This window comes from Polynucleobacter sp. P1-05-14 (genome assembly GCF_018881675.1).
GTDB lineage: Bacteria > Pseudomonadota > Gammaproteobacteria > Burkholderiales > Burkholderiaceae > Polynucleobacter.
On sequence record NZ_JACVPV010000029.1, the window covers coordinates 46,796 to 67,005 of the forward strand.

Below are 20,210 nucleotides of genomic sequence, written 5' to 3' on the forward strand. Positions count from 1 at the left end.
AAAACTAAGATTAAGCTGCAGCGTTTACTACGGATTTGATCCGAGTAACCAAAGCAGCAAAAGCCGCTTTGTCAGCAATGGCCATATCAGAAAGCACTTTGCGGTCGAGTTCGATCGCAGCTTTCTTCATGCCATTCATGAATACGCTATAGGTCATGTCATGCTGACGAACTGCCGCGTTGATACGAGCAATCCACAATGCGCGGAATACACGTTTCTTATTGCGACGGTCACGATATGCATATTGACCAGCACGCATAACCGCTTGCTTAGCAATACGGAATACGTTCTTGCGACGGCCACGGTAACCCGTAGCGGCATCGGTGATTTTCTTATGACGGGCTCTTGCTGTAACCCCACGTTTGACTCTTGGCATTTATTTCTCCTAATCTAGTCTGAGGTTAAGCGTATGGAAGCATGGAGCGAATTGACTTAACGTCAGCTTTCGCAACTTCGGTGGTACCACGTAAGTGACGCTTATTCTTTGTGGTCTTCTTGGTGAGAATGTGGCGTTTGAAAGCCTGTCCTCGTTTAATCGTTCCGCCTGCGCGAACCGTGAAGCGCTTTTTAGCGCTACTTTTGCTCTTCATCTTGGGCATAAAGCACCCCTTCAATTACTTGTGCAACATAGGTGGTAACCGACGGTTACTCTTCCTGTACCCAGAAGCACTTCAAACTACCAGCACCTTTCAGCGCCTCACTTCATAAGAACTAGGTAGAACCTAGTTACTTAGCCTTACGGATAGGGGCCAATACCATCACCATCTGGCGGCCTTCCATCTTTGGAAACTGTTCGACTTGGCCGTATTCCACGAGATCCAACTTCAAACGTTCCAACACCCTAACTCCGATTTCTTGATGGGCCATTTCACGACCCCGAAACCGCAGCGTAATCTTTGTCTTATCGCCATCTTCCAAAAAGCGGATTAGATTGCGTAGCTTCACACCGTAGTCACCATCATCAGTACCAGGGCGAAACTTCACTTCCTTTACCTGAATTACTTTTTGTTTCAGCTTAGCTTCATGCATCCGCTTGGCTTCTTGGTATTTGAATTTGCCGAAGTCCATGATGCGGACTACAGGTGGCACAGCCGTCGGAGCAATTTCAACCAAATCGGTCTCTTTCTCTTCCGCCAAAGCCAGGGCTTCACTCAACTTAACTACACCGATGGGCTCTCCATCAATTCCAATCAAACGCACTTCAGGGGCAGTAATTTCCCGGTTAATGCGCTGCAATTTTTCAGTAGCGATCTTCTTAATTCCTTTAAATATTCAATAACAAACCGTACAAATATCCACCTGAGCCCTAGCTAGGCTCAGGTCCGACTTTCTGGGATATATCCTGCTGGAGTCGGGCAACGAAGGCATCAAGAGGCATTACACCTAAATCTACTCCGCCACGGGCACGAACGGCCACCGTATTACTTTCAGATTCTTTATCCCCTACAACTAGCAAAAACGGGATCTTCTGTAATGCGTGCTCGCGTATTTTATACGTAATTTTCTCGTTCCGCAAATCTGATTCCACTCTAAACCCTTGTTTTTTCAGCAATTGCTGAACTTGTTGTGCATATGCAGCAGAATTCCCGGAGATATTGAGGACTACAGCCTGGGTTGGAGCTAGCCAAACAGGCATGTTTCCAGCGTGGTTTTCGATCAAAATGCCAATAAAACGCTCTAAAGAGCCCACAATTGCCCTATGTAACATGACTGGGGTCTTGCGACTATTGTCTTCAGCCACATATTCAGCACCCAAACGGGCTGGCATCGAGAAATCAACCTGAATCGTGCCGCACTGCCAAGTCCGGCCAATCGAGTCCTTAAGGTGATATTCAATCTTAGGACCATAAAAAGCACCCTCGCCTCGCAATTCTTCCCATTCCTGGCCTGAGGCCTTGAGGGCACCACGGAGAGCCTCTTCTGCCTTATCCCAAATAGCGTCATCACCAACACGCTTAGCTGGACGCAAAGCGAGCTTGACAGCTACCTCGGTAAAACCAAAATCTTGATATACCGCGCGCACCGCTTTATCAAATGCAGCCACCTCGGATTGAATTTGATCTTCAGTACAGAAAATATGGCCATCGTCTTGCGTGAAACCACGTACGCGCATCAAACCATGCAATGCACCTGATGGTTCATTGCGGTGACATTGACCAAACTCACCAAAGCGCAATGGCAACTCACGATAGCTATGCAATCCAGAGTTATAAATTTGTACGTGACCAGGACAGTTCATCGGCTTTAATGCATAAGCACGATTCTCCGACTCAGTCGTGAACATATTTTCTTTGTAGTTTTCCCAGTGGCCTGATTTTTCCCAAAGACCACGATCCAAAATCTGCGGTGCTTTTACTTCTTGGTAGCCTTCTTGTTGATACACGCGACGCATGTATTGCTCAACCTCTTGCCAAATTGACCAGCCCTTTGGATGCCAGAAAATTAATCCTGGCGCTTCTTCTTGAAAATGAAATAAATCAAGTTGTTTACCCAGGCGGCGATGATCACGCTTCTCAGACTCTTCAAGCATATGCAAGTAAGCGTCTTGATCTTCCTTGCGCAACCAGGCAGTACCGTAAATACGCTGCAACATCTCATTCTTGCTATCGCCGCGCCAATAAGCACCGGCAAGCTTCATCAACTTAAAGACTTTGAGCTTTCCAGTAGAAGGTACATGAGGGCCACGGCATAAGTCCGTGAACTTACCTTCGGCATATAGGGATACATCCTCACCTTGTGGAATGCTCGCAATCAATTCTGCTTTGTAGTTCTCGCCTTGCTTTTTGAAAAACTCAACAGCTTCATCGCGTGGCATGACGGTACGAAGTACTGGCTCATCCTTTTTAGCGAGCTCAGTCATTTTCTTTTCTAAAGCAACTAAGTCATCCGGTGTAAATGGACGGTGATAAGAGAAGTCATAGTAAAAGCCATTCTCGATCACGGGACCAATAGTCACTTGCGCTTCTGGGAATAACTCTTTGACAGCGTAAGCTAATAAGTGTGCTGTGGAGTGACGCACAATCTCTAAGGCTTCTGGACTCTTATCAGTAATGATGGCCAGCTGACTATCTTTGTCGATGACAAAACTCGTGTCGACCATCTTGCCGTCGACGATGCCACCTAAAGCAGCCTTTGCAAGACCACTGCCAATGCTTTGCGCAACATCTGCGACGCGAACTGGGGCCTCAAACTCACGTTTTGATCCATCGGGTAGAGTAACTACAAACATAACGACTCCATCTTATTTACTGAACTTCCGTTTTACTTCGATGACCTAAAAATAAAGCGCGGCAGCTTTTGGGCAACCGCGCTTTGGGTCCTATTCGTTGGTAGGCTCGATTGGACTCGAACCAACGACCCCCACCATGTCAAGGTGGTGCTCTAACCAGCTGAGCTACGAGCCTATACAGCCATAGAGTTTATCACCGGCGGCGTACTTGGGTGACCCCTTTGACCTCTTCCAGACTGTTTTGAACCAGGCGCAAGACCTCAGAATCCTTTACTTCAATCGTTAAAAGGATCTGGGCTAGACCCTTTTTGGCCGATTTACGTAGGTCGATAACATGCACGCCTTGTCTTGTGAGAATCTCAAAGAGCTCTCGCATAAGCTCAGGACGATCCAAACCAGTGACAACCAAATCTGCTGGAAAGACCCGTTTTTGGTCTTGATTGACCACTGGATCGGCCGCGGAAGCAGTCCAAGCAGTCTGAATCACACGCTCAGGCGCCCTTTCCAGAAGACCTCTAAACGTTTTGCAAGAACGACGATGAATCGATACGCCCCTGCCTTGAGTTACGAAGCCTGCAATGGCGTCTGGAGGAACTGGTCTGCAGCAACGCGCCAGCTGCGTAAGTAATGAGTCCACGCCAACCACTAATACGTCGCCACCACGCCCTGCTTTATGGCTGCTACTACGCAAGATAATTTCAGGTGCAGCTGACGTTGCCTTTATCTCTGCAGTTGTTTCATTCTTGAGATCAACAGCCTTAGCAGATTGACCAGCCTCTTCATCATCAAGTGCATTAAACCAAGCACGCACTCGTTGACGTGCTCTTTGCGAGCGCACATAGTTTTTGTCAGGGCTAATCCAGTCTCTTGATGGGCCGCCGTGTTTAACAGCAATAATCTCAATCGTTTGACCATTCTTTAGTGCAGTCTCGAGCGGGACCATGGCGCCATCAACACGCGCACCCCTACAGCGATGACCTAGATTGGTATGAACGGCATATGCAAAATCAATTGGTGTCGAACCCTTCTCCAAGGAAATCACTTTCCCTAAAGGAGTGAGAACATAGATATGATCATCAATCTCATGATGCTTCAATTGTTCCCAAGCATCTTCTTTCCAGGAAATGAGCTGCCGAGCCCAAGCGATCTGCCTCTCATAGGCCACCTCAGCACTATGAGTGCCCTGCTGATGATTAACGCTGGGTTTATTGGTTTTGACTGGATTGGGCGGCGTGGCCATATCCACATAGGCGCCCTCTTTGTAGCGCCAGTGGGCTGCCAGGCCATACTCAGCCTGCTGATGCATTTCTTGTGTGCGCACCTGAATTTCAAATGCAGTGCCATCATCATTCATGACTACCGTATGCAATGATTGATAACCGTTTGGTTTTGGTCTTGCAATGTAATCATCGAACTCGCGTGGCACTGGTTGCCATACGTTATGTACGATACCCAGAACGGCATAGCAAGACTTCACGTCCTCCACCAAAACCCGGAACGCCCTGACGTCATACAGATTGGCAAAGTCTAAGGATTTGCCCTCCATCTTTTTCCAGATGCTATAGATATGCTTTGGTCTTCCAAGCACTTCACCCTCGATTTGTGCAGCTTTTAATTCTTCTTGTAACTGCAATACGATTTGATCGATGAAAAATTGGCGCTCTATCCGCTTTGCATCGAGCATCTTAGCGATCTCACGATACGTTTCGGGAGATAGCGTACGAAATGCTAAGTCCTCCATCTCCCACTTCATCTGCCAGATACCCAGACGGTTGGCCAATGAGGCATCAATATTCAGAATCTCCTGGGCCCATGCTGCGGGCATTGCTATCTTTTCTTGTGTGATCCAGCGCAATGTCTGCAAGCGGGAGGCAAGATAAATAAGTACTACACGTAGATCATCACCAAATGCCAACAGCATTTTGCGCAACATCTCTTCTTGACCGGTAACGCTTAGACCACCATCGTCACGCACTAACTTTGCTTGCGCTTGACGTAAACCCCTGTAACCCATCAATAGCTTTGCAGACTCCTCTCCAATGAGCTTTACAAGAGCCTCTTTACCGTGTGTGCGGGCGATATTACTTGCCGCAGTTAAGGTGGCCTCATCTAGATTGAGGGATTGCAGAACCTGCAATACGCCGGCTGCGTGTAATTCTGCTGGCTCACCATACCAAGCGTCTTGAAATGGCGCTACTTTTTCTGGTTGAGGAGAGGCGTTTGCCATTGGCAACTAGGGGTGATTAAGAAATAATTAACTGAAGAACTCTTTTGCTAAAGCAATTTGCTCTGGCTTCACAAATGCAGGTGCATGACCTACATTCGGAATCTCAATGCTGCGCGCATAAGGATTAACTTTGCACATCTCTGCAACCGTTGCCGCAGATAACAAGTCAGATACACCGCCACGCACAATCAACATCGGAATATGAATTTGTTTAAAGGCATGCCACATTGCCATTTCACCAGCCTTGGCCATGATTGGATTTACTGATGCGAATGGTACGGAAATATCTGGGTCGTAATGCATGATCCATTTGCCATCTTTTTGAACCAACATCGGGCCGTTATAGATTTCCCATTCCTGCGGAGTGTGCTCGCCAAAACTAGCGCAGATTTCGTTTAAGCGATTCAGTGCATCAGTGCGACTTGCAAAGGCAAATGGCTGACCAACATAAGAACCCAAACGCTTGATTGCCTCGGCCTCAATCTTCGGACCCACATCATTAATCAACATGCGACGTATAGGGGAGTTCGGCATAGCGGCATACACCATACCAATGAGGCCGCCCATAGATGTACCAAACCAGTCAACCTGAGTAACGCCAAGCTTTTTAACGAGCGTAGCAATATCTGCAACGTACTGAGGTACGGCATACATCATTGGATTAGCCAAGCGATCAGAGTCGCCTCTACCAACGACATCTGGGCACACAACGTAATAGTCTTTGCACATTGCTTGCGCAAGCGTCTTAAAGTCACTACCCCTTCTTGTAAGACCATGAACGCACATCAGCACCTTATTACTTGGATTGCCCCAAGCGTGATAAGCCATACGGTGCTTTTCATCACCGCTAGAGCACTCCACATAAAAAGTTTCTCCATCATGAAACACATTTGCTGCCTGTGCTGCGTTATGCACCTCATGGCTTGCATGGTCATGGTCATGCTCATGATCGTGATCATCACCAACTTCCTCAGGCTGCAAAGTCACATGATCGATGCCATGCTTATCCAGAAGCATGGCATTAATACGGGACATGATCTGTGGCCACTCTTGCATATTGGCAATTTCAATATGCCCAATCAATGCAGGAAAACTAGGAGTCATTTCCCAGACATGCAAATCATGGACTGCGAGTACGCCAGGAATATTTCTTAAATCGGTACCCACCTGCAAGTAGTCGATATGAAGAGGTACACCTTCCATCAGGAAGTGATAAGACTCATGCAGAATCGAGATGGTGGATTTCAGAATTAGGAGCGAGACCAGAATAGAGAGAATCGCATCGATTGGCATCCAACCAGTTAACTGAATCACAATGCCGGCAATCAATGCAGCGATTGATCCCAATAGATCACCCATGACATGCACTAAAGCGGCACGGGTATTCACACTCTTCTTATCGCGAGAAAGCACCCATGCAACAACGATGTTCATCCCCAGACCAATGGCAGCAACTACTGTTACGGTCAGACCATCCACTTTGTGGGGATCATAAAAACGACTGATTGCCTCAACCACAATCCAGATAACCAAGGCCAACATTGCAATGCTATTAACAAATGCAGCAAGCGCTTCCGCACGTCCAAAGCCAAAAGAATGCTTCGGAGATGGTGGGCGACGTGAAATGATTTGCGCCAACAACGCCAGACCTAAAGCTGCAGCATCGGTCACCATATGACCAGCGTCAGATATCAACGCTAAAGAATTAGCGAAATACGCAGCAGCGCCCTCAACTCCTGAAAACCCTAGAGTGAGAATTAAAGCGATCAACAACAGATTTTGATTTGAGACTTGCTTGCTATGGGTGTGTTTTGCATCACCCTTTTTATGGGCGTGGAGCGAAGGATCAATACCAGCGCTCATCTTTGGCGCAGTGGCTTTTGAATGAGAAAAATGGGATCCCGACATAGTGATCCCATTATTTCATTCATCTGAATAAATTGCTCAGAAACCCGTTGTGTCGACAGGGGCTCCTGTCTTAGCAATAACCTCTTCTTTGGTCACGCCTGGAGCCAATTCAGTTAGCTTCAAACCTTTAGGGGTGATATCAAGAACACAGAGGTCGGTAATGATCTGGCTAATAACGCCTACTCCAGTCAAAGGCAATGTGCACTTCGGCAAAATTTTGAGCTCTTCTGTGCCGTCTTTTTTCTTGGCAACGTGCTCCATCAGAACAACAACGTGTTTCACACCTGCTACCAAGTCCATTGCACCGCCCATGCCCTTAACCATTTTTCCTGGAATCATCCAGTTGGCCAAGTCACCATGTTCGCTCACTTGCATTGCACCCAAAATTGCAATGTTGATTTTGCCGCCACGAATCATGCCAAATGAATCTGCAGAAGAAAAAATTGATGATCCAGGCAAAGTCGTAATCGTTTGCTTACCTGCATTGATTAAGTCAGCATCAATCGTTTCTTCAGTTGGAAATGGGCCAATACCTAATAATCCATTTTCAGACTGGAGCCACACTTCCATATCTTTAGGTACATGGTTGGCTACCAATGTAGGCATACCAATACCCAAGTTCACGTAGTAACCGTCTTTTAATTCTTTAGCAGCACGCGCCGCCATCTCATCTCTTGTCCAAGGCATATCAATCTTCCTAAATTAAGCTTTTGCAGTCAGAGTGCGCTGTTCAATACGCTTCTCTGGAGTCTTGTGGAGTACCAAACGGTGTACATAGATGCCGGGCGTATGGATTTGATCGGGATGCAATTGACCGTTCTCGACAATCTCCTCTACTTCAGCAACAGTGATCTTGCCAGCCATTGCAACCACTGGGTTGAAGTTGCGTGCGGTATAGCGATAAACCAAGTTTCCTGACTTATCTGCTTTCCATGCTTTTACAAGAGAGATGTCAGAAACGATTGAACGCTCCATGATGTATTTTTCACCATCAAATGTTTTCTCTTCTTTACCATCGGCAACCAATGTACCAACACCTGTTTTGGTATAGAAAGCAGGAATGCCGCAACCACCAGCGCGTAATTTTTCAGCCAAGGTACCTTGAGGCGTAAATTCCAACTCCAGCTCACCTGCTAAGTACTGACGTTCAAATTCTTTGTTCTCACCCACGTATGAGGCAACCATCTTTTTTACTTGACGCGAGTTGAGCAATAAACCTAAACCAAAACCATCAACACCTGCGTTATTCGCAATCGCAGTCAGGTTCTGAGCGCCCAGATCTTTGACTGCCTGAATCAAAGCTTCAGGAATACCGCAAAGACCAAAGCCACCAACAGCTAATTTCTGTCCGTCTTTTAAGATATCCCGCAAGGCATCCACTGCCGATGGGTAAGTTTTATTCATAACTTTTGTCCTAATATTGCCAAAATGGGTAAAAAAGCAATCATAACGCTTCAGACTCCCTAAACTAGGCGGTCATGGCACTAAATCGGTTTTTGGCAGTTAGAACTAAACTATTAGGGCTTAAATGCCCTATTTTTGAGAAATTTCGGAGAAATTGAATGAATGCTGCAGAGCTGGTAGCGCAATTTGGACCTAGAGACTCCATGGACTATGACCTTGTCATCGTTGGAGGCGGACCTGCTGGCTTGTCGGCCGCTATTAAAGCCAAGCAATTAGCAAACGCTTCCGGCAAAGAGATTAGCGTCTGCGTATTAGAAAAAGGTTCCGAAATCGGCGCTCACATTCTTTCGGGTGCCGTAATGGACCCAAAAGCACTCACCGAATTATTTCCAGACTGGAAAGAGCTGGGTGCTCCACTAGAAACCGAAGTCACTCAAGATCAGTTTTTATTTCTAACAAGCGACAACTCCTATCAGGTTCCCAACTGGATGTTGCCGCATTGCTTTAAGAACGAAGGTAACTATATTGTGAGCCTAGCTAACGTGACACGTTGGTTAGGACAGCAAGCCGAGAATCTTGGTGTTGAAATTTTCCCCGGCTTTCCAGCAGCAGAAATTCTCTACAACAAGCAAGGCTCAGTCCATGGCGTCATCACCGGATCAATGGGTTTAGACAAAGAAGGCAATCCAACGGATCAATTCCAACTTGGTATGGAATTACGTGGCAAGTACACTCTCTTTGCTGAAGGCGCGCGCGGTCATCTTGGTAAGCAACTGATTGCTAAGTTTGCGCTAGATAAAGATGCTGATCCACAAAGCTATGGCATCGGCATTAAAGAGCTATGGGAGGTTGAGTCTTCTAAGAGCAAGCCTGGACTAGTAGTGCACACCGCAGGCTGGCCTTTAGAGAGCGATACCTATGGTGGCTCATTTCTCTATCACTTAGCCGATAACAAGGTTGCTGTTGGCCTGGTAGTTGGCCTGTCTTATAAGAACCCCTACCTCTCGCCATTTGAAGAATTCCAACGCTATAAATTACATCCAAAGATTCGTGAAACTTTTGAAGGCGGTAAACGCATTTCTTATGGCGCACGCGCACTGACTGCTGGTGGTTTAAATAGCCTTCCTAAGACTGTATTTCCTGGTGGTGCTCTCATTGGTTGTGATGCTGGCTTCCTCAATGCATCTCGCATCAAGGGAAGTCATGCAGCAATTAAGACTGGCATGCTTGCTGCTGAAGCAGCAGTTGCTGCTATCAATGAGAACCGCTCTGAGGATGTTTTGTCTGCGTACCCAACTGCATTCCAAAATTGTTGGCTGCATACCGAACTCAATCAAGCGCGCAACTTCAAGCCATGGATGTCAAAAGGACTTTATGTTGGCACGCTGATGGTGGGATTAGAGCAAAAGCTTTTGGGTGGCAACATGCCATGGACCGTGCATTTAAAACATGCAGACCATGAATGTTTGGAGCCTGCAGCGCAACACAAGCCGATTGACTACCCTAAGCCAGATGGCAAGATTACTTTTGATCGCCTATCTTCTGTGTTTATCTCTAATACCAATCACGCTGAGAATCAACCGATTCACTTAACCCTAAAAAATGATTCTGTACCAGTAGATATCAATCTCAAAACCTATGCGGGCCCTGAGCAACGCTACTGCCCTGCTGGCGTATATGAGTTTGTAGAAACCGATGGTAAGACGCGCTTGCAAATAAATTCGCAAAACTGCGTGCATTGCAAAACTTGCGACATTAAAGATCCCACTCAAAATATCGTCTGGGTTACGCCTGAAGGTGGCGGCGGACCGAACTACGCATCCATGTAAAGCAATGTAGTACAAGAAACCCCGGCTCCATACCGAGGTTTTTCACCTCAACACGAATAAATAAATAGCGTTATATTTACCCCATGATGATCCTACACACTATGCTTCGCGTCGGCGACTTGAATCGCTCTATTGATTTCTACACCAAAGTTTTGGGTATGAATTTACTGCGCACAACTGAGCGTCCTGAGCAAAAGTACTCGCTTGCCTTTGTTGGTTATGGCAAGGGGAATGGCGATGGTCAATCGGAGATTGAGCTTACCTACAACCATGGTGTTCAATCCTATGACCTAGGCACAGCCTATGGACACATTGCAATTGAGGTTCAGGATGCCTATGCTGCTTGTACCGCTATCAAGGCGGCCGGGGGTAATGTCACTCGTGAGGCTGGTCCAGTAGCTGGAGGTGAGACCATCATTGCATTTGTTACCGATCCCGATGGTTACAAAATAGAGCTCATTCAGCGTTAATCGTGGCAGAGCCCGATTCATTTCGATTAGAAATAGTAGATAGCCTCAGTGATATCCCCCCTGGGGAGTGGAATGCTCTACTTCCTGCTGATGCAGGGCCCTTTCTTTGCCATGAGTTTCTCAGCGCGCTAGAGGAAACTGGCTGTGTTGGAGGCAATACTGGGTGGCAAGTGGCTCACCTCGTTTTAAGGGATGATCAAAAACTGATTGGTGCAATGCCCCTATATTTGAAGCAACACTCCTACGGAGAATTTGTTTTTGACTGGTCTTGGGCGCAGGCCTATGAGCAACAAGGTATGCAGTATTTTCCGAAAGCGCTTTGCGCCATTCCGTTTACACCAGTTCAAGGCTCAAGGATTTTGAGCGCCAGCAATGTAGATGCTGATTTAGTACGGCGACAATTAATTGCAGGATTGAAGACTTTAGTTCTACAAAATAATCTATCTTCAGCACATGTTTTATTTCCCGATGCAATAGAAGCAAAGGGTCTAAAAGACCACGGCTTCATGTTGCGAGACTCGGTGCAATTTCATTGGCATAACCAAGGCTTTGAGAATTTCGAACAATTTTTAGCGGCCCTCACCATGAAGCGCCGCAAGAATATTCGACGCGAACGAGAACAGATAGCACGAGAGCAGATTACTTTTAGACATGTTCCAGGAATATCTTCAACCGATGCTGATTGGGAATTCTTTTATCGCTGTTACGCAAACACTTACTTGGAGCATGGATCTAGCCCCTATCTTAATGAGGCATTCTTGAAGTTATGTGCGCAGCGCATGCCTGAAAACTTACACCTTATCATTGCAGAAAGTAACGGCTATCCAATCGCTGCGTCCTTACTGATTGTTGACCCCATAAGCTCTAAGGCTTATGGTAGGTATTGGGGTGCTATTGAGCATGTGCCCTGCTTGCACTTTGAAACTGCTTACTACCAGGCGATTGAATATTGCATCTCCAATGAGATTCATACCTTTGAAGGTGGCGCACAAGGCGAACACAAGATGGCGCGCGGCTTCTTGCCAACTACCATTCAATCCGCCCATTTCATTGCGGATCCTCAGTTTGCCAAAGCTGTGCAACACTTCCTAGATCGTGAACACCAAGGGATCGGAGCTTATGTGGATGAGCTGGCCGAGCACAGTCCTTTGAAATCGTCTAAAGTACAGCCATGAATCCTGAAGACACCAAATCTATTGTGCAAGATGGCTCCCATTCCCTATCCACTGGGGATGCAGACTCTGACTCGCCTTGCATTGGTGTTTGCACGACACTGTACGATGAAATCTGCCAAGGTTGTGGTCGCACCTTAGGTGAAGTAAGTAATTGGGTATTCTTTTCTCAAGAAGAAAAAGAATCAGTGTGGAAACGTATTCGAGCAGAAGGTACCGCGACGCGCTTTCAACGACAAGCCAAAGAAAATAAGCCCAGTTAACGGGCTTATTTTTTATAAATAACTTATTGTTTTAGCTTTATCAGCCGGCTAATTCCTGGCTACGCAAATATTCCTCATAAGTTCCAGAGTAATCCACCACCGTACCATCCATCTTTACTTCTAAGATGCGATTAGCCAATGCGGAAACAAACTCGCGGTCATGGGATACGAAAATTAAAGTGCCATCGTATTTCTCAAGAGCAATTTGTAAACTCTCAATGGATTCCATATCCATGTGGTTGGTTGGCTCATCCATTGCCAGGACGTTATATTTTTGGAGCATGAGCTTGCCCCAAATCATACGACCCTTTTCACCACCAGATAGAACTTTGACAGACTTGCCAATATCATCACCAGAGAACAATAAACGACCTAATGTGCCACGAATCACTTGGTCATCGTCACCAGTATTGCGCCACCAATTCATCCAGTCCATGAGCAATTCGTCTTTTGCGAACATCTCGGTATTGTCTTGAGGCATCACACCAACGTTAGCGTTCTCAGCCCACTTCACATCACCGCTATCAGCAGCAATACCTTCAAAGCGCTTACTCAAGATCGTTTTGAGAAGTGTTGTCTTACCGGCGCCGTTTTGACCGATGATTGCAATCTTTTCACCGGCACGAACACCTAATTTGAAATTCTTGAAGATAACGCGGTCATAAGCTTTAGTTAGTGCATTGCACTCAACCGCCATGTTATGCAGCTTCTTCTCAGTGTCAAAACGAATAAATGGATTTTGACGTGAAGAAGGCTTAACCTCAACAATTTCGATCTTCTCCAACTGTCTCTGACGTGAAGTCGCTTGACGAGCCTTCGAAGCATTTGCAGAGAAACGTGCCACGAAAGCTGCTAATTCAGCAATTTTCTCTTTAGCTTTTACGTTATTACTGAGGTGCTGTGTTCTTGCCTGTACAGAAGCCAGCATGTAAGAGTCGTAATTACCTGGGTAGACTTTTAAAGTGCCATAGTCCATATCGGCCATATGCGTACAGACTTCATTGAGGAAGTGACGGTCATGGGAGATGATGACGATGGTGCTCTTAATTTGATTGAGGATGTCTTCAAGCCAATGAATGGAGTGAATATCCAAGTTATTCGTTGGCTCATCGAGCAGCAATACATCTGGATCGGAGAACAATGCTTGCGCTAGCAATACACGCAGCTTCCAACCTGGAGCAACGCTGCTCATCGGACCATTGTGTTGGTCAATAGGAATGCCAATACCTAGCAACAACTCACCGGCTTTTGCTTCCGCGGTATAGCCACCGTATTCAGCATACTTACCCTCAAGCTCAGCAGCCTTCATGTAATCTTCATCAGTCGCATCTGGGTTAGCGTAGATCGCATCACGTTCAGCAGCGGCCTTCCACATCTCTTCGTGACCCATCATCACAACATCGAGTACGCGCACATCTTCATAGGCAAATTGATCTTGACGCAACTTACCTAAACGAATGCCAGGATCCAAGCTCACATTGCCGCTAGTTGGCTCAAGCTCGCCACCTAAAATTTTCATGAAGGTAGATTTACCGCAACCGTTTGCGCCAATCAGACCATAGCGATTGCCGCCGCCAAACTTCACGGAAATGTTTTCAAATAGAGGCTTTGCCCCAAACTGCATAGTGATATTAGATGCTGACAGCACGGATGTTTTCTAGCTTTCTGAAATTCAATTGGATAGTTACCCCCGAATTTGGGGGCAAAGACCGTTATTTTAACGGCTTAGAGGTCTTTGTAGGCGGGAAGCCTGTGGTCTTGCTTAGACTTTGACCCTAAATGGGGTGAAATTCGTATGAATATCGTAAAAATCCTCATGTTCCTTACGCTTAAGGAAGTTCACAACCCAATAGGTCATAGGAGTTGCTAGAACCTCCCAGGCAGTCTTTAGCACGTACTGGGCCAACGCTACCTGAATGACTTCATGGGTAGGCCAGATGCCATAGAACGCCAACATATAGAAGAGAGAAGAGTCAACCAACTCCCCTACAGCTGTCGAGCCAATAGTACGCATCCAGAGAAAACGCCCTTGGGTCATGATTTTCATCTTCGCCAGAACATAGCTATTTGTCAGACTGCCGCACCAAAACGAGAACATGGAAGCTAAGGCGATACGCCAAGAGTTTCCAAAGACGGCCTCTAATCCCTGTTGGTAATTGCTCATATAGGCTCCAGGCGCCGCTGGAAGGGCAATCACTATCTGAGCCATGATTGCCGCAAATGCAAGCGCTGCAAATCCAGTCCAAACCGCTCTACGATCGTAGGCGTAGCCATAGACCTCCGTCAAAATATCGCCGAAGAAATAGGAAATGGGGAAGAACAAAATGCCAGCACCAAAAGGCACCGCCCCAAAGTAAGGCAAATCAACCACGGCTGCTTTACCGGCACCAATAAAGTTTGAGCACAGCAAGACCACCACAAAGGCAGCCAAAATCAGGTCGTAATAGCGATGGCGAGGTTTTGGAGAGTCCATAAGCCCAGAAAAATGGATAATAGAAACAAGAATATCTGTATTCCTGAAAATTCGCAGGGAGCAGCTAAAAATCAAGACAAAATGAAATATAGGATGACAAAGCAATGAGCAAAAGTAAGGCCAGCTTTAACTGGGCGGACCCCCTTCTTCTGGATACTCAACTAACCGAAGAGGAGCGCATGATTCGTGATGCGGCTGCTGAATACGCTCAAGGACGCCTGATGCCCCGTATTCACGATGCTTATCGTAATGAAACAACCGACCCAGCTATCTTCCGCGAAATGGGTGAGCTTGGTCTCTTAGGCATCACGATTCCTGAGCAGTACGGTGGAGCCAACTTGAACTATGTCTCTTACGGATTAATTGCGCGCGAGATTGAACGCGTAGATTCTGGCTATCGCTCCATGATGAGCGTTCAGTCTTCTTTAGTCATGGTTCCTATTAATGAATTTGGTAGCGAAGCGCAAAAACAAAAGTACCTCCCTAAATTAGCCAGCGGCGAATGGATTGGTTGCTTTGGTTTAACGGAGCCAAACTATGGTTCTGATGCAGGCGGCATGATTACGCGCGCTAAGAAAGTGCCCGGCGGTTTTTCATTAACGGGTTCGAAGATGTGGATTTCCAACTCTCCGATTGCTGATGTATTTGTAGTGTGGGCTAAAAATGATGAGGGCATCATTCGTGGTTACATTCTAGAAAAGGGCATGAAGGGTTTAAGTGCTCCAAAAATTAGCGGCAAGATGGGTCTACGTGCCTCTATCACTGGTGAAATCGTTATGGATGAAGTATTCGTACCAGCTGAAAACGAATTCCCTGAAGTTGAGGGCCTGAAAGGTCCCTTCACCTGCTTAAACTCTGCTCGTTACGGCATTGCTTGGGGTGCACTAGGCGCCGCTGAATGGTGTTGGTATGCTGCTCGCCAGTACACCATGGACCGCAAACAGTTTGGCAAACCATTAGCTGCTAATCAGCTGATTCAGAAAAAATTAGCGGATATGCAAACCGAAATCACCCTGGGACTCCAGGGCTGCCTCCGTTTAGGTCGCATGAAAGATGAAGGTATTGCAGCTCCAGAAATCACCTCCATCATGAAACGCAACTCTTGCGGTAAGTCATTAGACATCGCGCGTATGGCGCGCGATATGCATGGTGGTAACGGCATCTCTGATGAGTATGGCGTTGTACGTCACATGCTGAACCTTGAGGTAGTCAATACCTATGAAGGTACTCACGATATTCACGCCTTGATTCTAGGTCGTGCGCAAACCGGTATTCAAGCTTTTAGCTAAGAGCCCGACTTACTGATGATGGCCTTTGCTGCTTTGGCAAAGGCCTCGTCACTATCATTTTCCAGTTGCACAAAATTTTCAATCTTGTATTGAGGAAAATTGCGCACGATTGAAGATTGATATGAAGGGTCGTAGTGCTTTACCAATAGCTCTTCCACTAACTCCGGAAAATTACCCGCATCAATGGCTTCGTTCCATTTGGTGATTTGTACTTTCCCATAATGCGCAGTAAGCAAAGCCAGTTTCTGTTTGAAATTATCGGTATCGGTTAAAAAGTGATGGTATTCACGAATCAACCAAGAGACGCGCGTCTGCGTACTAGATCGAAGCTCAATACAGCTGCCATTACGAATTTTTTCCATCAAAGCATCGGGTACATGCAAGCCGCCAACCTTCTTGCTTTCAGACTCCACAAATACAGGCTTAGCTGGATCGAGCAAACGTAACGCATTCCAAAGTGCAGTCTCAAAGCCTTTTTGGGATGGCTGCTCGATATTAGGCTCATTACCTAATACGGATCCACGGTGTACGGCTAAGCCTTCTAGATCCAGAATCTGAGCACCTAGAGCACCGATCTCTTGCAACACTTTTGTTTTGCCGCTACCCGTCATTCCACAGATCACCTGGAATGTAAATTGTGTTGCGGCGTGGGCAAGACCATCAATCACGGTTCTTCTGAAGCCCTGATACCCGCCCTCGAGCTGCTTGGCTTTCCAACCAATGCGGTTGAGAATATGGGTAAACGCCCCACTACGTTCGCCACCGCGCCAGCAATAAATTAATGGGCGCCACTCACGTGGGAGCTCCAGAAAATGATTTTCTAAGTGTGCAGCAATATTCTTAGAGACTAAAGCTGCACCCAATTTTTTAGCTGCAAAAGGAGACTCTTGTTTATATAGCGTACCAATTGTGACGCGCTCTTCATTATTCAGAACGGGGTAATTTACCGCACCCGGAATATGATCAAGGGCGAATTCAGCTGGCGACCTGACATCAATCACAAGATCAAACTGATCTAGCTCAGATAAAAATTGATCAGACCTTAAGATATGAGGATTAATCGGTTGCACAATTAACTAGCGCAACTGTTGTAAAACATGCTCAGGCCAAGGCGCTGACTTATTCGTGGTGAGATCTACCCAAACCATGGTTGCACCACCAATAGCAGCCTCTACTTCGGGATCGGTAGTTAAAGCCATACTGGTGTAAAGATCCAGGCTTGTTCTACCAATAGCGCCAATGGAAGTCTTTAGAATTAATTCGCCTGGGTAAGTGAGTTGTTGAAAGAAATTACAAAAGCCATTAATCATCAACATAGACTCACGACCAGGAGCTACGTCATAGCCCAAAGATGTAATCCATTCGCAGCGAGCCTGCTCCATATACCGAAAGTACACGGTATTGTTGACATGTCCATACGCATCCATATCACCCCAACGAATGGGCATGATCATTTCATGAACCAGTTTTCTTTCTTCGGGGATGGCGATACGCATGACGGCCAGTAACTTCCTATTTCACTTGCAATGCAAGTTGATACAGATTCGTAGAGCGCGCACCAGAGCGACAAAATGCCAATACCGGTCCGGGCATGGTCCTCAATAAACGGGCCATCTCTCTTACTTGATCAACATTGATTGCACTAGGTACAACTGGTAGGTAGGCGTAATTTAAACCTAACTTTTCTGCTTCAGCTTGAATGCTGGCATTGGTTGGCTGATCTGGGCCGCCCTCACCGTCAGGACGGTTATTAATCACGCTCTTGTAACCTTGTGCTGCAATTTCAGCTAAATGACTGGCGTCGATCTGACCGATGGTACCGAACTGATCGCTATGGCAAGAAATAGGAAGACTCATGAAACCCTCTACATTGAATAATGACGTAATAGGGTTGATTTTAAATCAGGCTTATCGAACTTAGCTGGAAGCCTTTTTATGAGCCGAGAAGAAACGCTCGCTTATTTCCATACCCACAAGCATGGCAACAACAAATACCAGGGCCTTCAGGTGCCCAGCACCCAAGGCAACCAAGGCTGGGCCAGGGCAAAATCCAGCAATTCCCCAGCCCGCACCAAAAATGAGGCTGCCAATAACGAGGGGCCTCGTGATATCTCTACGGGTTGGGATATGCAAGGCGCCACCAAAAAACGCTTCAGTCCTCTTGCTGACCACATAAAACCCGCCAAGCCCGACCATTACTGCACCCAACATTACAAACATTAAGGATGGATCCCAAAGACCCGTTAGATCCAAAAAGCCCAATACCTTCTGGGGATTACTCATGCCTGAGATGATTAAACCCCAACCAAAAAGTACACCAATTGCATACTGACTGAAAAGGCCAAAATGTTTTTTCATCTTAGACTCCGATCAAATGACGAAGAATAAAAACGGTCACGAAGCCGGCAAACATAAAGGCGCAAGTGGCAACGAGGGAGCGCGGAGATAAACGCGAGAGTCCGCATATCCCATGGCCGCTGGTGCAGCCTGAACCGTAGTGGGCCCCAAAGCCAACCAAAATGCCTGCAATCACAATCGCAATCCAATCAGACTCAATCTCTACAACGGGGAATATTCCAAAAAAAAGTGCCGCCATAAATGGAGCTGATACCAAGCCCAAAACCAAACTCAGACGCCATGCGGTGTCAGTTAATTTGGGATGCAATAAGCCAGAAACAATGCCACTGATTCCTAGAATACGCCCATGAAGCAATACGTAAAGAGCTGCAGCAACCCCAAGAATCATTCCCCCCAATAAAGAAGGAATGGGTGTAAAGGAGAACCAGTCAATTTGCATTATTTAATCTATCAATTTATAAACTTAGCTGCAAGGGTTTGGGGCAAGACGTACCTGCAAGTAACGTAGGCCTAAATAAGCCCCAAAAATAAATCCTGGTAAAGCCAGTATTGAACCAAGGGCAAGCGTAGAAATGCCACTCAAACCCTGCCCTACAGTGCAACCCAAAGCAGTTACGCCACCAAAGCCCATTAATGCAGCGCCAACTAAATGATTTGCTGTGTCCTCAGAATTGCGAAAAGATTCCCAACGGAATGATTTCGTTGCAATAGAGACTGCCGCAGAACCCAGAATCATTCCTAAAACAGCCATGATGCCAACGGTTAAAACTTTAGACGTATCGCTATACATCATGAGCCAGTCAAGTGAATATGCATATGGGGCTACAAAAGATAAGCTCTCCATACGGCCAGAGTTCGTTACTAAAAACACTTCTTCCAAAGTATTTGGGTCTTCAGCAACAAAACCAAGATTGCCAGATACAAACCATACTGCACAGATCGCCAATCCGACAGCTATACCCGCAAAGATATTTTCAGCAGTCCAAAATGCCTTTCTTGCCAAAGCATATGCAATAAAAGCAGAACCAATGATTAAGCCCAAGACCAAATGAAGAGTTGGGCGTGCAATACCGAGAGGCCCACTTAACAAACTGGGTAAGTCTTGCGGGGTATTAAAGGCTATGAAAAAAGTATCTAGGGTATTAATGCGAATTACACCCAAGAACCCACGCAATGTCATATAGGCGGTTAAACCCAGCACCATAAAGACAATCATCGACTTTAAATTACCACCACCAATACGAATTAATGTTTTGCTGCCACAGCCTGAGGCCAACACCATCCCGAAGCCAAACATAACGCTGCCCACAATAGTGGAGAGCCATAAGAATTTATTACCGGTATACATACTCTTCAGGGGGTCAATCAACCCGAAATAAGACATCAGGGTAAAACCAATGATGGCAACACCAATAGCCAAGAACCACTGCTTTAAACGATCCCAACTGGACATGATGAAAACATCAGACACTGCGCCCATGCTACAAAATCCAGTCTTTTGCATGACCGCACCTAAGAAAAAGGTAATGGCAAAAGTTGCCCAAAGGACTAACTTACTTAAAGAATTAATATCTACAACATCCATGGT

General features: G+C 46.3%; 21 protein-coding genes and 1 tRNA gene. 5 read left to right on the forward strand and 17 right to left on the reverse strand.

What is annotated here, in order from left to right:
• Positions 1–10: 10 nt before the first annotated feature.
• The 9 genes from rplT to ICN37_RS08770 form a co-directional block, all read right to left on the reverse strand.
• The gene (rplT, locus tag ICN37_RS08730) at positions 11–376 is read right to left on the reverse strand and encodes a 50S ribosomal protein L20 (RefSeq protein WP_011902675.1); all 366 of its coding nucleotides are present in this window, start codon (positions 374–376) and stop codon (positions 11–13) included.
• Positions 377–401: 25 nt separating this feature from the next.
• Positions 402–599: a 50S ribosomal protein L35 gene (gene rpmI, locus ICN37_RS08735; RefSeq protein WP_046330084.1), complete on the reverse strand. Its 198-nt coding sequence runs from the start codon at positions 597–599 to the stop codon at positions 402–404.
• Between the two features lie 127 nt (positions 600–726).
• The gene (gene infC, locus ICN37_RS08740; protein WP_215322295.1) at positions 727–1,251 is read right to left on the reverse strand and encodes a translation initiation factor IF-3; all 525 of its coding nucleotides are present in this window, start codon (positions 1,249–1,251) and stop codon (positions 727–729) included.
• A 55-nt stretch (positions 1,252–1,306) separates the two neighbouring features.
• Positions 1,307–3,229 (reverse strand): threonine--tRNA ligase, encoded by a 1,923-nt coding sequence (gene thrS, locus ICN37_RS08745; protein ID WP_216156761.1) that lies wholly within the window; start codon positions 3,227–3,229, stop codon positions 1,307–1,309.
• A 98-nt stretch (positions 3,230–3,327) separates the two neighbouring features.
• A tRNA-Val gene (locus ICN37_RS08750) sits at positions 3,328–3,404 on the reverse strand.
• Positions 3,405–3,422: 18 nt separating this feature from the next.
• Positions 3,423–5,456, reverse strand: coding sequence for a bifunctional (p)ppGpp synthetase/guanosine-3',5'-bis(diphosphate) 3'-pyrophosphohydrolase (locus ICN37_RS08755; RefSeq protein WP_216156764.1), 2,034 nt, complete (start codon positions 5,454–5,456; stop codon positions 3,423–3,425).
• A gap of 27 nt (positions 5,457–5,483) precedes the next feature.
• Positions 5,484–7,364 (reverse strand): alpha/beta fold hydrolase, encoded by a 1,881-nt coding sequence (locus ICN37_RS11700; protein ID WP_370623835.1) that lies wholly within the window; start codon positions 7,362–7,364, stop codon positions 5,484–5,486.
• A gap of 36 nt (positions 7,365–7,400) precedes the next feature.
• Positions 7,401–8,051: a CoA transferase subunit B gene (locus tag ICN37_RS08765; RefSeq protein ID WP_068321494.1), complete on the reverse strand. Its 651-nt coding sequence runs from the start codon at positions 8,049–8,051 to the stop codon at positions 7,401–7,403.
• A gap of 15 nt (positions 8,052–8,066) precedes the next feature.
• Positions 8,067–8,768, reverse strand: coding sequence for a CoA transferase subunit A (locus ICN37_RS08770; protein ID WP_215392522.1), 702 nt, complete (start codon positions 8,766–8,768; stop codon positions 8,067–8,069).
• Positions 8,769–8,926: 158 nt separating this feature from the next.
• On the opposite strand from ICN37_RS08770, the gene ICN37_RS08775 reads away from it, so the two are divergent.
• From ICN37_RS08775 to ICN37_RS08790, 4 genes are all read left to right on the forward strand, one after another.
• A complete protein-coding gene (locus ICN37_RS08775; RefSeq protein ID WP_216156767.1) occupies positions 8,927–10,597 on the forward strand; it encodes an electron transfer flavoprotein-ubiquinone oxidoreductase in 1,671 nt (556 codons plus the stop codon).
• Positions 10,598–10,680: 83 nt separating this feature from the next.
• The gene (gene gloA / locus ICN37_RS08780) at positions 10,681–11,067 is read left to right on the forward strand and encodes a lactoylglutathione lyase (RefSeq protein WP_215321969.1); all 387 of its coding nucleotides are present in this window, start codon (positions 10,681–10,683) and stop codon (positions 11,065–11,067) included.
• Positions 11,067–12,242: a GNAT family N-acetyltransferase gene (locus tag ICN37_RS08785; protein ID WP_370623843.1), complete on the forward strand. Its 1,176-nt coding sequence runs from the start codon at positions 11,067–11,069 to the stop codon at positions 12,240–12,242. Before gloA ends, ICN37_RS08785 begins: the two co-directional genes overlap by 1 nt.
• Positions 12,239–12,502, forward strand: a complete 264-nt coding sequence (locus tag ICN37_RS08790) for a DUF1289 domain-containing protein (RefSeq protein WP_216860962.1) — start codon at positions 12,239–12,241, stop codon at positions 12,500–12,502. Before ICN37_RS08785 ends, ICN37_RS08790 begins: the two co-directional genes overlap by 4 nt.
• 40 nt (positions 12,503–12,542) lie before the next feature.
• Here the strand turns inward: ICN37_RS08790 and ICN37_RS08795 are convergent, their stop codons facing one another.
• Together ICN37_RS08795 and ICN37_RS08800 are read right to left on the reverse strand one after the other, a co-directional pair.
• Positions 12,543–14,150 carry an ABC-F family ATPase gene (locus tag ICN37_RS08795; RefSeq protein ID WP_216156773.1) on the reverse strand — a complete coding sequence of 536 codons (1,608 nt, stop codon included), beginning with the start codon at positions 14,148–14,150 and terminating at the stop codon, positions 12,543–12,545.
• A 114-nt stretch (positions 14,151–14,264) separates the two neighbouring features.
• The gene (locus ICN37_RS08800) at positions 14,265–14,975 is read right to left on the reverse strand and encodes a queuosine precursor transporter (protein ID WP_216156776.1); all 711 of its coding nucleotides are present in this window, start codon (positions 14,973–14,975) and stop codon (positions 14,265–14,267) included.
• A gap of 104 nt (positions 14,976–15,079) precedes the next feature.
• Between ICN37_RS08800 and ICN37_RS08805 the strand changes: the two genes are divergently transcribed.
• The gene (locus ICN37_RS08805; RefSeq protein WP_215363379.1) at positions 15,080–16,264 is read left to right on the forward strand and encodes an acyl-CoA dehydrogenase; all 1,185 of its coding nucleotides are present in this window, start codon (positions 15,080–15,082) and stop codon (positions 16,262–16,264) included.
• On the opposite strand, the gene mnmH is transcribed toward ICN37_RS08805, so the two are convergent.
• The 6 genes from mnmH to ICN37_RS08835 are packed head-to-tail and all read right to left on the reverse strand — an operon-like array spanning position 16,261 to position 20,207.
• Entirely contained in the window at positions 16,261–17,334 is a 1,074-nt protein-coding gene (gene mnmH, locus ICN37_RS08810; protein WP_216156779.1) for a tRNA 2-selenouridine(34) synthase MnmH, read from the reverse strand. The genes ICN37_RS08805 and mnmH overlap by 4 nt on opposite strands.
• 6 nt (positions 17,335–17,340) lie before the next feature.
• Complete coding sequence (locus tag ICN37_RS08815) at positions 17,341–17,760, reverse strand: thioesterase family protein (RefSeq protein WP_215321956.1); 420 nt, start codon at positions 17,758–17,760, stop codon at positions 17,341–17,343.
• Positions 17,761–17,776: 16 nt separating this feature from the next.
• The gene (locus ICN37_RS08820; RefSeq protein ID WP_215321955.1) at positions 17,777–18,121 is read right to left on the reverse strand and encodes a TIGR01244 family sulfur transferase; all 345 of its coding nucleotides are present in this window, start codon (positions 18,119–18,121) and stop codon (positions 17,777–17,779) included.
• Between the two features lie 60 nt (positions 18,122–18,181).
• On the reverse strand, positions 18,182–18,622 hold the full coding sequence (locus ICN37_RS08825) for a YeeE/YedE family protein (RefSeq protein ID WP_216156783.1): 441 nt from the start codon (positions 18,620–18,622) through the stop codon (positions 18,182–18,184).
• A 1-nt stretch (position 18,623) separates the two neighbouring features.
• Positions 18,624–19,061: a YeeE/YedE family protein gene (locus ICN37_RS08830; RefSeq protein WP_215321953.1), complete on the reverse strand. Its 438-nt coding sequence runs from the start codon at positions 19,059–19,061 to the stop codon at positions 18,624–18,626.
• A gap of 24 nt (positions 19,062–19,085) precedes the next feature.
• Positions 19,086–20,207: a YeeE/YedE family protein gene (locus tag ICN37_RS08835; protein ID WP_216156786.1), complete on the reverse strand. Its 1,122-nt coding sequence runs from the start codon at positions 20,205–20,207 to the stop codon at positions 19,086–19,088.
• Between the last annotated feature and the right edge of the window lie 3 nt (positions 20,208–20,210).